This is a genomic window from Robertkochia marina (assembly GCF_004799345.1).
Taxonomy (GTDB): Bacteria; Bacteroidota; Bacteroidia; order Flavobacteriales; family Flavobacteriaceae; genus Robertkochia; species Robertkochia marina.
The window spans coordinates 894,184-906,728 of sequence record NZ_SSMC01000001.1 but is presented as its reverse complement, the minus strand read 5'-3'; the positions used below and the strand labels follow the sequence as shown (position 1 = coordinate 906,728).

The window sequence follows — 12,545 nt, the reverse complement described above, 5'->3', positions numbered from 1 at the left end:
ATTACCATGGAAAATATCTATTTATTAATGATCGTTGCACTGGCCGTTCTGGCTATCGCCGACCTGGTAGTCGGGGTAAGTAACGATGCAGTTAACTTCCTGAACTCGGCGATCGGATCGAAGGCTATATCCTTCAGAACCATCATGATCATTGCAAGTTTGGGAATATTTTTCGGAGCTGTGTTCTCCAGCGGAATGATGGAGGTAGCCCGAAAGGGGATCTTTGTACCCGATCAGTTTGCCTTTAGTGAGATCATGATCATTTTTATGGCCGTGATGATCACAGACATCCTGTTACTGGATTTCTTTAACACCCTGGGAATGCCTACATCTACAACCGTTTCCATTGTATTTGAGTTACTCGGAGCTGCTGTAGCCATGGCCCTTATTAAGATCGGAGCCTCCCAGACAGAGACCCTGGCCGATCTGGGGAATTACATTAATTCTGATAAAGCGCTGGTAATCATATCCGGAATCTTACTCTCGGTAGTCATTGCCTTTACCATAGGTGCCCTGGTGCAGTTCATTTCACGATTGGTTTTCTCTTTCCAATACGAGAAAAAGATCAAGCACTTCGGAGCTGTATTCGGAGGGCTGGCCTTAACCGCCATTACGTACTTCATCATTATGAAGGGACTAAAAGGTACGCCTTACTACGATGATATCAAGACCTATCTGACCGGAAACGAGCTTTACATCCTTGCAGGAAGCTTTGTAATCTGGACCCTTTTCTCACAACTTTACACCAGCATCTTTAAGAAGAATATACTGGTATTTGTGATCATCATGGGAACATTCGGTCTGGCCCTGGCCTTTGCAGGAAATGACCTGGTAAACTTTATCGGAGTACCTATGGCAGCCTACCACTCTTACGAAGCATGGGTAGCCAGCGGTGTGGCTCCGGGAGAATTCTCAATGGGTGTTTTAGCTAACAAAGTACCCACTGAACCCCTGTTATTATTCATCGCCGGAGGTGTGATGGTACTTACCCTTTGGTTCTCTAAGAAAGCGCGTTCTGTTACTGAAACTGAGCTGGGACTTGCCCGCCAGGATGAAGGTAGAGAAAAGTTTCAGCCAAACCTTTTATCACGTTCTATTGTACGCCTTACCACTCGTGTTAATGATGGATTGACAGCTGTACTACCTGCTTCAGCAAAAAGTCATATCGCAAAGCAGTTTACCAAAGTAGAAACCAAAGCCATCAGCAAAGAAGATGCTCCTGTATTCGATATGATCAGAGCCTCTGTAAACCTTATGATCGCGGGAGTTCTTATTTCCATTGCTACTTCTATGAAGCTGCCATTATCTACCACCTATGTGACCTTTATGGTGGCCATGGGTACCTCTCTGGCCGACCGTGCCTGGGGTAGAGAAAGTGCTGTTTACCGTGTAGCCGGAGTATTTAACGTGATCGGAGGATGGTTCTTTACTGCTTTCTCTGCCTTTATCGCAGCCGCTATTATGGCATCGATCATCTACCTGGGTGGACCTGCAGCCATTGCAATACTGTTGTTCTTTGCCGTAGTTCTATTGGTACGTAACTACATCAGCTACAAAAAGAGCAACTCCCTTACCAAAGAAGAAGACAGCCTGAAGCGTGCCGAAAGCAGCTCTATTCAGGGGGTTATCCAGGAAAGTGCTGATAATATCGCAGCCGTTGCCAGCAGAAGTAACAAGATACTTTCTGATTCGATCAACGGACTTGCCCTGGAAGATCTGAAACTTCTGAAGAAGAGTAAAAAGGGTACTACCAAGCTTACAACTGAGGTGGAAGAAATGAGAGATAACATCTTCTATTTCATTAAGAACCTTGATGAAGCCAGTGTGGGAGCCTCTAACTTCTACATTACTGCCCTGGGATACTTGCAGGATATGAGCCAGTCGCTTGAATTTATCAGCAAAGCAAGTTACAAACACGTGAATAATAATCACCGAAAGCTGAAGTTCAACCAAACCCGTGAGTTACTTGATCTACAGTCTGAGATGGGTACCTTATTCAACCAGATCAATGTTGCCTTTTTAAACAAAGACTTCGGAGCTATCGAATCTTTCCTTAAGAATAAAGAGCAACTGATGAACAAGGTTTCGGATAAAGTTCAAAAGCAGATCGCAAGAACGCGCACTGAAGAATCGAGCCCGAAGAATACCTCTCTTTATTTCAGTATTCTCATGGAGACCAGAGACCTTACCGTAGCGGTAATGAACCTCATGGAACTTTACGCCAACGAATACGACAGCAAGATACCGGTGGCAGAACCCGCCGGAACATCAAACTAAAAAAAATGCGCCTTTTACGGCGCATTTTTTATTTTTATCCAGCACCAATAAATTTCATATCACCAACCATGAAACATTTACTTCCCATATTGCTCTTTGTAATTACATTCACCTCCTGCAACCCAATCCCGGACGGTGAGGCCCTGCTTAATAAGTCTATAGCTTATCACGATCCCGAAGGAAACTGGCCGCAATTTAAAGGCGCATTGACCATAGAGTTAACCACGCCCGACCAACCGGTCAGAAACAGTGAACTTACCCTTAACCTTCCGGAAAACCGGTTTACCGCCAAAACTACCCGAGATACGATTGTTACCTACAGGGAGTTCTCTCATGACTCCTGCACCTTTGAGCTGAATGGCAGAACCGACCTCAGCGCTGAGGAGATAGAGGCTCACCGGGGCACCTGTGAACGCACTGAAATGATGAAAAACTATTACACCTATCTTTATGGGTTGCCCATGAAATTAAGAGACCCGGGTACCCATATTGACCCTCAGGTTACCCGTAAAACATTTCAGGGTCAAGAATATCTCGTTTTAAAGGCTACATACGACCCTGAAGTGGGTAAAGACACCTGGTACTTCTACATGAACCCGGAAACCTATGCCATGGAGGTCTATCAGTTCTTTCATGATGAAAACGAAGTCGATGGCGAATACATCATTCTCAAAGACCTGATGGAGGTTCAGGGCATGCGTATTCCGAAATCAAGAAGCTGGTACACTAACAAGGAAGATAAATTCCTGGGGACTGACCTATTAGTCAATGCAAAATAAAAAAAGGGAGGCTTTGAACTCCCTTTTTTAGCTTTACTTAAAAACGATTCAGATCGGCTAGGATCCGCACATCAAACAATCATCATCCTGACTGTCTTTTGATCTTGCGATCATTTCTTTAAGTTCCTGAGGAGTCAGGGGCTCCACAGCCACCGGTGTTTCTTTGACCTCAGCTGGTTTTGCCACAGCTTGTACTGCGGCTGCAGGCTTTGCCGCCTTACTGTTATCCAGGGTAAATTTAATAGCATCTACCGCCGATTTGGTTCGCAGGTAATACATTCCGGTTTTCAGGCCGCTTTTCCAGGCATAAAAATGCATCGAAGTTAATTTGGCAAAATTAGCCCCTTCCATGAACAGGTTAAGAGACTGTGACTGATCAATAAAATAACCTCTGTGGCGGGCCATATCAATAATATCCTTCATACTGAGCTCCCACACGGTTTTATACAACTCCTTAATGTTTTCAGGAATTCCTTCTATATGCTGTATCGAGCCATTGGCTCGCATAAGTTCCTGTTTTAATTCTTCGGTCCATAAGCCCAGCTCAACAAGATCTTCCAGCAAATGTTTGTTCACCACGATAAATTCACCCGACAATACCCTTCTGGTGTAAATATTAGAAGTATAAGGCTCAAAACATTCATTATTACCCAGGATCTGAGAGGTAGAGGCTGTTGGCATGGGCGCTACCAGAAGGGAATTGCGAACCCCGTGCTTTTTGACATTCTTTCGAAGTTTAGCCCAATCCCAATTTCCTGAAAGCTCCTCGTCCTTAATGCCCCACATATTATGCTGAAACTCTCCCTTTGACATCGGGGAACCTTCGTAAGAAGAATAAGGTCCTTCTTCTTTAGCCATTTCCATAGAGGCGGTCACGGCAGCATAATAAAGGGTTTCAAAGATATCCTGATTCAATTTCTTGGCTTCATCAGAGGTAAAGGGCAGTCGAAGCTGAATAAAAGTATCTGCCAACCCCTGAACCCCCAGACCTACAGGACGATGACGCATATTGGAGTTTTTGGCCTCTTCTACCGGATAATAATTGCGATCAATCACCTTATTAAGGTTTCGGGTAACGCGTTTGGTAACCTTAAACAGCTCCTTATGATCAAATTTACCGTCTTTCACGAACATAGGCAGGGCTATGGAAGCCAAATTGCAGACCGCAACCTCATCAGGAGCTGTGTATTCCAGTATCTCTGTACACAGGTTTGATGACTTGATAGTACCCAGATTCTTCTGATTGGATTTTCTGTTCGCCGCATCCTTATAAAGCATATAAGGGGTGCCGGTTTCGATCTGAGACTCCAGGATCTTCTCCCAGATATCTCGGGCCCTCATGGTTTTACGTCCCTTACCTTCTGCTTCATAAGTTTTATATAGGGTGTCGAAGGCTTCTCCGTAGGCTTCGGAAAGTCCGGGACATTCATTGGGACACATCAGGGTCCAGCTGCCATCCTCTTCTACTCTTTTCATGAACAGATCGGGGATCCACATGGCATAGAACAGATCTCTGGCTCGCATTTCTTCCTTACCATGATTCTTTTTAAGGTCAAGAAAATCGATAATATCTGCATGCCAGGGCTCAATATATATGGCAAAAGAACCTTTGCGCTTTCCGCCTCCCTGATCCACATATCGCGCTGTATCGTTAAAAACCTTCAGCATGGGTACGATACCATTAGAGGTACCGTTAGTGCCTCCGATATAACTTCCCGTTGCCCTGATGTCGTGAATAGATAAGCCAATGCCCCCGGCAGATTGGGAGATCTTCGCTGTTTGCTTCAAGGTGTCGTAGATGCCTTCAATACTATCCTCCTTCATGGTAAGTAAAAAGCAGGAAGACATCTGAGGCTTGGGTGTTCCTGAATTGAAGAGGGTTGGGGTGGCATGAGTGAAATACTTTTTAGACATCAGCTCATAGGTCTCCACCACGCTATCCAGATCGTTCAAATGAATACCTACGGCCACCCGCATCAACATATGCTGGGGGCGTTCGGCAATTTTTCCATTGATCTTCAGCAGGTAAGAACGCTCCAGGGTCTTAAAACCAAAATAATCATAGCCAAAATCTCTGTTGTAAATGATGGTGGAGTCCAATTTTTCTGCATGCTCCATAATGACCCGGTACACCTCATCAGATATCATCGGCGCCTTTTTACCGGTACGGGGATTTACATACTCATACAGATCGGTCATGGTTTCAGAGAACAACTTTTTGGTGTTCTTATGAAGATTAGAGACCGATATCCTGGCTGCCAGGCGGGCATAATCAGGATGGGTGGTGGTCATGGTAGCTGCGATCTCAGCCGCAAGGTTATCCAGTTCTGAGGTGGTTACCCCATCATAAAGACCTTCAATAACACGCATGGCAACCTTTACCGGGTCTACCAGGTCATTGAGTCCGTAGCATAATTTCCGTACTCGGGCAGTGATCTTGTCGAACATGACAGGCTCTCTCCTGCCATCTCTTTTTAAAACATACATAGGCTACAATTAAAAAAGTTTAGGTTGGTTAGTTTAAAATGTACTTTACACCACTACCCCCGGGAAATTCCGGAGCAGGTATTAAAAGTCAGCGTCAAAGCTGATCTTTTGGTCAGACTCGTCTTTATTCAATACTCCTGCCTTTTGATATTCAGAAACCCTTTTCTCAAAAAAGTTAGTCTTACCCTGCAGAGAGATCATATCCATAAAGTCAAATGGATTGGATGAGTTATATATTTTTTCACACTCCAGCTCCACCAAAAGCCTGTCGGTCACAAATTCAAGGTATTGAGTCATCAGGGTCGCATTCATCCCGATAAGGCTTACAGGAAGTGATTCTGTAATGAATTCACGTTCTATATCAAGAGCATTGGTGATGATCTCCCTGATCCTTTCCTTTGGCACCTTATTCACCAGGTGCTTATTGTGCAGGTGAACGGCAAAATCACAGTGCATCCCTTCGTCTCGCGAGATCAATTCATTAGAAAAAGTCAGACCGGGCATCAAACCACGCTTCTTCAACCAAAAAATAGAACAAAATGCACCCGAAAAAAATATTCCTTCTACCGCAGCAAAGGCTATGAGTCGCTCAGCAAAACTCGGCGATTCTATCCACCGCAATGCCCATTCGGCCTTCTTCTTGATGGCAGGAAAATTTTCAATAGCCTTAAAAAGTACGTTCTTTTCCTTCTCATCTTTTACATAGGTATCGATCAGAAGAGAATAAGTCTCCGAATGAATGTTTTCCATCATGATCTGAAAACCGTAGAAAAATTTGGCTTCCGAATATTGCACCTCATTAACGAAATTCTCAGCCAGATTCTCGTTCACGATCCCATCTGAAGCAGCAAAAAATGCGAGGATGTGCTTAATAAAATACTGCTCATCGGCTGTGAGCTTGTTGTTCCAGTCATTCAGATCCTGGTGAAGATCTATCTCTTCTGCCGTCCAGAAGCAAGCTTCCTGCTTTTTATACCACTCCCAGATGTCGTGGTGTTGAATTGGAAAAATAACAAAGCGATCTTTGTTCTCCTGTAAGATGGGTTCTTTTACCTCAGACATATTCTATGCTCGTTTTAAAGGGATTACGATAAATTTTGAAGACTCGGGGGACTAACAAAGATTTAAAAAGAAGGGTGATTTTGAAAGGTTGTTGAACCTATAAGATTTAAAAGTTTTTAACACAAATTGTTGAAATGTGTCACCAGGTCAATGGCTATAAGGAATAAATTCGTAAACCCTGAACACTAATACTGAATTCTTAAAAAGGAAGTGTGCAACAAAATCGACTTTGTCAGGCAGTTCATAATACCTCACTTCAATTATGCTTCAAAGTGAATACAGACGGGTGAACGCGAACGTATAAGCTACCCGAAAAAAAGGTAGTATTCTTAAGATCCTTAAGACGGGATAAAAACCTAAAGGAGGGTGTATTTTCAATTATACTGACAACCTCCCGAAATTTTTATTAAATTTATAATAGCCTGATTGTCAAGTTATTGATTATTTTTCTTCATAAAGAAAGAAAATCTAACAATCCCCTAACTTCCACTTAACACCCCAACTAAAATGCAACAGTATTATTGTAATAACTAATACCAAAAACACGAAGTAATATGAAGAAGAAGATGGTTTCTAAAGTCGGCAGATCTGTTGCGGTGATCCTGTTAGGTGGACTTACCTTTTATGCCTGTACGAGGGAGGAGATAGATCCCGATGGTTGTAATTGCAATTTTTATCCCGAGATCAACCAATATTTACCAAAGCACCTAACCGCAGATGATGTTATAGGAGAAGACACTTATTACAGCGGGAAAGAATTACGTGCCCTGAATGCAAAGTGTCTTGAAACTTGTCCTTAAGAGGAACCATAAAGAGGGATTACAGCGAATGTTTATCGTTTTAAAAAGCATCCGGAGAATTCAATAAACTTTACGGGCATTATAAATAATAACCGCTTCTGAGAGTAATTTAATTTTACTTATCTGCTTTCTTTCAGTTCCCGGGCCACACTTTCCAGTTCTTCGTACCAGGCTTCCCCGAATTTTCTTATCAAGGCATCCTTGACAAACTTATAAACGGGAACACCCAGTTCTTTGCCCAGGGAGCAGGCATCGTCGCAGATATACCATTTGTGATAATTCACAGCAGAAAATTCGGCATATTGTTTTATACGCACAGGATATAGGTGACAGGAAAGGGGTTTCTTCCAATCTATGGCTCCCTGCATGTATGCCTGTTCGATACCACAAAGTGCTGTACCTTTATCATCAAAGGTAACATAGGCACATTCTGATCCATTTACCAGCGGAGTTTCCCATTCTCCGTCCTTGCCTTTTATATAAACGCCTTGTTCTTCAACAGCCTGTACCCCCTGTTCTCTGAGATAGGGTTTTACTTTGGGGTATATCTCCTGCATGATGGATAGTTCGTCTTCCTCAAGCGGTGCTCCCGCTTCTCCTTCTACACAACATCCACCTTTGCATGCGTTCAGATTACACACAAAATCATTTTCCAGGATCTCTTCTGATACGATACTTTTTCCCAATTGAAACATGGTGCAAAGATACCTTGTTTTTACGACTCATACGGCACCTAAAAAAGACTCCAAAATTTTAACCTGGAATTAATGTTAATCTCATAGTTATCAGTACCTTTGCGGCCAATTTTTTTTTAACCTCTATGTCCATGAATTTGAGCATTTCTGAGATCACTCCTGCCACCATGATCCTTTTTGCGGTTATAGATATTATTGGCAGTGTTCCCATCATTGTTGACCTGAGAGCAAAAGCCGGTCATATTCAATCAGAGAAAGCCGCCTTGGTTGCCTCGGTGATCATGATCGCATTTTTGTTTATTGGAGAGTCTATCCTGAAGCTCATTGGTATTGATGTAAATTCATTTGCAGTTGCCGGTAGTTTTATCCTTTTTTTCCTGGCGCTTGAGATGATCCTTGGTATCACCCTTTACAAGGACGACGCCCCGGAAACCGCTTCCATTGTTCCTCTGGCCTTTCCTTTAATTGCCGGAGCAGGAACCCTTACCTCCATACTATCCCTCAGGGCCGAATATCATGTGGAAAATATTATTGTAGCCATCATTGCTAACATTATCTTTGTATACATTATTCTGAAATCGTCTAAGAAAATAGAGAAGGTAATGGGGAAATCAGGATTGGCTGTTATACGAAAGATCTTTGGTGTTATTCTGCTGGCCATTGCTGTAAAACTATTTACTACCAACATTTCAGGATTACTTTAAAAACTTGCTATGAAAGTATTCAACATCATCCTTATCGTTATAGCCTTAGGCCTTATCATTTATAACGCAACCCTTGTAGATTTCAGCAATCCGCTGGAAGGCGACAGTGCCATTGCCCTTATCGGGGTGGTTGCTGCCCTCTGTGCGGTATTACTGCTTATCATTTTAAACATCTCAAAGAAAATACAGGACAAGGTAAAGGAGAAAAAATGAAGTACGATCTGCTCATTATAGGTGGAGGTGCTGCGGGCATGCAATGTGCTCTTGTAATTGGTTCTGCAGTAAACAAACCCTATGCCCTTGATAAGGTTACCGGCATCATCATGCATCAGAAGGCGTCTCATCTTCAAAATGCCCTGTTCAATAATGTACTTGGTTTAAAACCGGGAACCCTTGGGATCGATATTTTAGAAGAAGGAAAACAACAGCTCGCTACCCTTTACCCTCATATAGATCAGATTCATAAAGAAAAAGTACTTGAGATCTCAGAGGATACAGGGGTATTTCAGGTAAGAACCAGCAAATCGGTTTATACAGCAAACAAGGTGGTCATTGCGGTAGGTTATACCGACCTCTTTAACATAAAAGGACTGGAATCCTATATAGAGCCTCATGCCTTATCTCCTGCTGATAAAAACCGTATTCAGCTGAGAAACACCAATCACCTGGTGACTCCCGGAATTTGGGTGGCCGGCACACTTGCCGGATGGCGAAGTCAATTTGCCATCGCAGCAGGAAGCGGGGCACAGGTTGCCACCGATATTCTCACCTTATGGAATGACGGGATTCATACCAAGGTACACGACAAGGTTGCAAAGTAAAAAGGGTTGATTACAGATCAGACTTTTTGCTGATATCGATCACGGCAAGAATCATGGGATCTTCTTTTCGCAGCACCTGCTGATAGGCATTTTGGCCGTAGAGCTGTTCTGCTATGGTTGCTTTGATGTATTTTTTAGCGCTATCCCGATACTCATAAAGGTCGGCATCAAAATCTGCCTTTCTCAGGTATTTCTCAAAGCCATCCACAAATTCATTTCCCACGGTGAACTCTTCCTGGAATACTTCAAAATCCATATCGACGAAGTCTTCACGATGCGCATCCAGGTACTCAAAAACGTAGAAAGACATAATACCCGATTCAAAAAATCCGTTATAATAGGTTTCTTTTCTCGTTTCCTCAAGGGGTACAAAAATATCCGGAATAATGCCTCCCCCTCCGTAAACGATCTTCCCCTTAGGTGTTTTAAACACCAGAGAATCTGCCACCCTTATACTATCTGCTGAATACAATTCGCCATTGTCATAACGCTTATAGAACTGCTCATAATAATCATCGGTGCCATTTTCATAAGACCTCTGAATAGATCGGCCCGTTGGAGTATAATATCTTGAAACAGTAAGCCGGACAGAAGAGCCGTCACCTAGTTCCATTTCACGCTGTACCAGACCCTTTCCGAATGAACGACGGCCAACGATGGTACCCCGGTCGTTGTCTTGTATGGCTCCGGCCACGATCTCACTGGCTGAAGCAGACTTCTCGTTAAGCATCACAAAGACCTCTCCATCTTCAAAATCCCCACGACGAGTGGCAAAAGATTGTTCTACAGCCCCGCTTTTATTCCGGGTAAAAAGCATCAGTTTTCGGGAAGGAAGAAATTCATCGGTTATTTGTTCGGCAATTCCCAAATAGCCTCCGGGATTATCTCTGAGATCCAGGGCAAGCTTTTTCATGCCCATTGATTTTAAGGCCTTCATGGCAACCTTAAATTCCTTAAAGGTACTCTCAGCAAAACGATTCAGACGAATATACCCCAGGTCTTCGGTAAGCATATAATAGGCGTCAAGGCTGGGCAGTGGCACCTTAGAGCGATTGATCTCTACATCGTAGACCTTGTCTTCAGATTTTCGGTAGACCTTCAGATTCACAGGCGTATTGACCATACCCCTGAGTTTTCTGACCACCATTTCGTTATTGTAATTTTTCCCGTAAAGTGTATCCTCATCGGCCACCAGGATCCTGTCGCCCGCCCTGATACCGGCCAACATACTGGGACCTCCTTCCAGGGGCCTGATCACGGCAACGGTATCCTTGAACATGTTGAAGCTTATTCCTACACCCACAAAATCACCCTTCATATTATCAGCCACCCTGGCTGCCTCCTGCCTGGGAATATATACCGAATGCGGATCGAGCTTATCGAGAATATTATTTACCGTAACATCAACGATACTATCGGTATTCACCTCATCTACATATTCATAATCAATGTAGTCGATGAGTCTGTTCAATTTATCTTTCTTGGAGTTGGTCGAGAAGAGCTTCTCGGGCGTATCGTTAAAATTTAATTTACCCCCTATGAGCAATCCAAATGCGAAAGCCATTGCGAGTACAAAGGGTAGTAAATACGATTTAAGCTTCATTTAATCATCTTCTAAGGTTGGCATATGAACCAATTCCACACCTGCCCTGGAGAGAAATTGCATACCGGAGTCATCCTTATAGGCACTGTGATAAACCACACGAGTAATTCCTGCCTGGTGCACCAATTTGCTGCACTCCTTACAGGGCGATAAGGTGATATACAGGGTAGCTCCTTTACAGGACTGTGTTGAAGAGGCCACCTTTAAGATAGCGTTAGCCTCTGCATGAAGCACATACCACTTGGTATAACCCTCATCATCTTCACAGTAATTTTCAAATCCTGTAGGGGTGCCGTTATAACCATCGGAGATGATCATTCGGTCTTTAACAATAACTGCCCCAACCTGCTTTCTTTTGCAATATGACAATTTTCCCCATTCCCGGGCCATTCGCAAGTAGGCTTTATCGTACTTCAGCTGTTTTTTCTCTGACATAGGTGAATTTGGGTCAAAAAAAGCAACTCTATCTGATCATATAGGTTGCTTCCTTCGATGTTTAACGAAGATATAAGGTTTGTTACTGATTTACAACACTATAGCTATTAAAATTTTCTATAAACTGAGATAGGTATCTCTTAAGATGGGCAGGGCCACTCCGATCACTATCGAAGAGATCACCATGACCCAATCACGTTTATTGAACCGGAATACGGCCTGTATCAGGAACCCGAGTAAAAGCACTGCCAACACCACAATGATCTGAGCAGCTTCGACCCCAAGGGCGAACTCAAGTAAGGTCAGTAATTTATTATCTCTGCCTTCTACATTCATCCTGAAAAAACCGGAGAATCCAAGACCGTGAATCAATCCGAAAAATAAGGTCACAAAGAAATTAATCCCCATTTTCTCCTTTCGCGCTCCCTTCCCGGCAGTAAATACATTAAACAGAGCCGTCAACAAAATGGTAACGGGTATTAAAAACTCAACCCAGGCGCTATTTACTGCGATCACATTATACGACCCCAGAAGTAAACTTATCGAATGTCCAATGGTAAAAACCGTTACGAGCCAAAGTACCTTTTTCCAGTCTTTAAAGGTATAAGGCACCGTAAGCGCAATAAGAAAAAGAATATGGTCGTAGGCATTAATATCTAAAACATGGGTGAGTCCCAGCTTCACATTGAACCAAAAGTCAGTCATAATTTGAGGTTAAAATTCAGGTACGGTCAAACTTACAATAATTCGTGAAAAGAATGAACTACCTACCCTACGAAAATAGACGGCCTTATAGTTATTTCCTGCCAGACTCCAGGTGACACCCCCTCCATTAACACCTCCTGAGAACCATGTAAATATTCGTCAGGCCCTGTCAAGGAT

At 43.1% G+C, this 12,545-nt stretch carries 12 protein-coding genes; 6 read left to right on the top strand and 6 right to left on the bottom strand.

Annotation, left to right across the window (positions count from 1 at the left end; genetic code table 11):
• The first annotated feature begins 6 nt into the window (after nt 1–6).
• Together E7Z59_RS03710 and E7Z59_RS03705 are read left to right on the top strand one after the other, a co-directional pair.
• The gene (locus E7Z59_RS03710) at nt 7–2,277 is read left to right on the top strand and encodes an inorganic phosphate transporter (protein WP_136334935.1); all 2,271 of its coding nucleotides are present in this window, start codon (nt 7–9) and stop codon (nt 2,275–2,277) included.
• 68 nt (nt 2,278–2,345) lie between these two features.
• Complete coding sequence (locus tag E7Z59_RS03705) at nt 2,346–3,056, top strand: DUF6503 family protein (protein WP_136334934.1); 711 nt, start codon at nt 2,346–2,348, stop codon at nt 3,054–3,056.
• 57 nt (nt 3,057–3,113) lie between these two features.
• Here the strand turns inward: E7Z59_RS03705 and E7Z59_RS03700 are convergent, their stop codons facing one another.
• Nucleotides 3,114–5,543 (bottom strand): ribonucleoside-diphosphate reductase subunit alpha, encoded by a 2,430-nt coding sequence (locus E7Z59_RS03700; RefSeq protein WP_136334933.1) that lies wholly within the window; start codon nt 5,541–5,543, stop codon nt 3,114–3,116.
• Between the two features lie 81 nt (nt 5,544–5,624).
• Nucleotides 5,625–6,605: a ribonucleotide-diphosphate reductase subunit beta gene (locus tag E7Z59_RS03695; protein WP_136334932.1), complete on the bottom strand. Its 981-nt coding sequence runs from the start codon at nt 6,603–6,605 to the stop codon at nt 5,625–5,627.
• A gap of 554 nt (nt 6,606–7,159) precedes the next feature.
• On the opposite strand from E7Z59_RS03695, the gene E7Z59_RS03690 reads away from it, so the two are divergent.
• On the top strand, nt 7,160–7,405 hold the full coding sequence (locus tag E7Z59_RS03690; protein WP_136334931.1) for a hypothetical protein: 246 nt from the start codon (nt 7,160–7,162) through the stop codon (nt 7,403–7,405).
• A 119-nt stretch (nt 7,406–7,524) separates the two neighbouring features.
• Here E7Z59_RS03690 and E7Z59_RS03685 read toward each other — a convergent pair whose 3' ends face one another.
• A complete protein-coding gene (locus tag E7Z59_RS03685) occupies nt 7,525–8,100 on the bottom strand; it encodes a DUF3109 family protein (RefSeq protein WP_136334930.1) in 576 nt (191 codons plus the stop codon).
• A gap of 131 nt (nt 8,101–8,231) precedes the next feature.
• Between E7Z59_RS03685 and E7Z59_RS03680 the strand changes: the two genes are divergently transcribed.
• From E7Z59_RS03680 to E7Z59_RS03670, 3 genes are read left to right on the top strand one after another with little or no spacing between them, the layout of a single operon-like run.
• Entirely contained in the window at nt 8,232–8,804 is a 573-nt protein-coding gene (locus E7Z59_RS03680) for a MarC family protein (protein WP_136334929.1), read from the top strand.
• A gap of 9 nt (nt 8,805–8,813) precedes the next feature.
• A complete protein-coding gene (locus E7Z59_RS03675; protein WP_136334928.1) occupies nt 8,814–9,017 on the top strand; it encodes a hypothetical protein in 204 nt (67 codons plus the stop codon).
• Nucleotides 9,014–9,625: an FAD-dependent oxidoreductase gene (locus tag E7Z59_RS03670; RefSeq protein WP_136334927.1), complete on the top strand. Its 612-nt coding sequence runs from the start codon at nt 9,014–9,016 to the stop codon at nt 9,623–9,625. The genes E7Z59_RS03675 and E7Z59_RS03670 overlap by 4 nt, the downstream gene beginning before the upstream one ends.
• Nucleotides 9,626–9,635: 10 nt before the next feature.
• Here the strand turns inward: E7Z59_RS03670 and E7Z59_RS03665 are convergent, their stop codons facing one another.
• From E7Z59_RS03665 to E7Z59_RS03655, 3 genes are all read right to left on the bottom strand, one after another.
• A complete protein-coding gene (locus E7Z59_RS03665; protein ID WP_136334926.1) occupies nt 9,636–11,228 on the bottom strand; it encodes a S41 family peptidase in 1,593 nt (530 codons plus the stop codon).
• Entirely contained in the window at nt 11,229–11,663 is a 435-nt protein-coding gene (locus E7Z59_RS03660; protein ID WP_136334925.1) for a deoxycytidylate deaminase, read from the bottom strand. It lies immediately after the preceding gene.
• 117 nt (nt 11,664–11,780) lie between these two features.
• The gene (locus E7Z59_RS03655; RefSeq protein WP_136334924.1) at nt 11,781–12,368 is read right to left on the bottom strand and encodes a HupE/UreJ family protein; all 588 of its coding nucleotides are present in this window, start codon (nt 12,366–12,368) and stop codon (nt 11,781–11,783) included.
• Between the last annotated feature and the right edge of the window lie 177 nt (nt 12,369–12,545).

Coding starts and splice junctions, on each gene's coding strand:
- E7Z59_RS03705 (WP_136334934.1), top strand. CDS start 2,346: ATGAAACATTTACTTCCCATATTGCTCTTTGTAATTACATTCACCTCC.
- E7Z59_RS03710 (WP_136334935.1), top strand. CDS start 7: ATGGAAAATATCTATTTATTAATGATCGTTGCACTGGCCGTTCTGGCT.
- E7Z59_RS03695 (WP_136334932.1), bottom strand. CDS start 6,605: ATGTCTGAGGTAAAAGAACCCATCTTACAGGAGAACAAAGATCGCTTT.
- E7Z59_RS03665 (WP_136334926.1), bottom strand. CDS start 11,228: ATGAAGCTTAAATCGTATTTACTACCCTTTGTACTCGCAATGGCTTTC.
- E7Z59_RS03675 (WP_136334928.1), top strand. CDS start 8,814: ATGAAAGTATTCAACATCATCCTTATCGTTATAGCCTTAGGCCTTATC.
- E7Z59_RS03685 (WP_136334930.1), bottom strand. CDS start 8,100: ATGTTTCAATTGGGAAAAAGTATCGTATCAGAAGAGATCCTGGAAAAT.
- E7Z59_RS03670 (WP_136334927.1), top strand. CDS start 9,014: ATGAAGTACGATCTGCTCATTATAGGTGGAGGTGCTGCGGGCATGCAA.
- E7Z59_RS03655 (WP_136334924.1), bottom strand. CDS start 12,368: ATGACTGACTTTTGGTTCAATGTGAAGCTGGGACTCACCCATGTTTTA.
- E7Z59_RS03660 (WP_136334925.1), bottom strand. CDS start 11,663: ATGTCAGAGAAAAAACAGCTGAAGTACGATAAAGCCTACTTGCGAATG.
- E7Z59_RS03690 (WP_136334931.1), top strand. CDS start 7,160: ATGAAGAAGAAGATGGTTTCTAAAGTCGGCAGATCTGTTGCGGTGATC.
- E7Z59_RS03680 (WP_136334929.1), top strand. CDS start 8,232: ATGAATTTGAGCATTTCTGAGATCACTCCTGCCACCATGATCCTTTTT.
- E7Z59_RS03700 (WP_136334933.1), bottom strand. CDS start 5,543: ATGTATGTTTTAAAAAGAGATGGCAGGAGAGAGCCTGTCATGTTCGAC.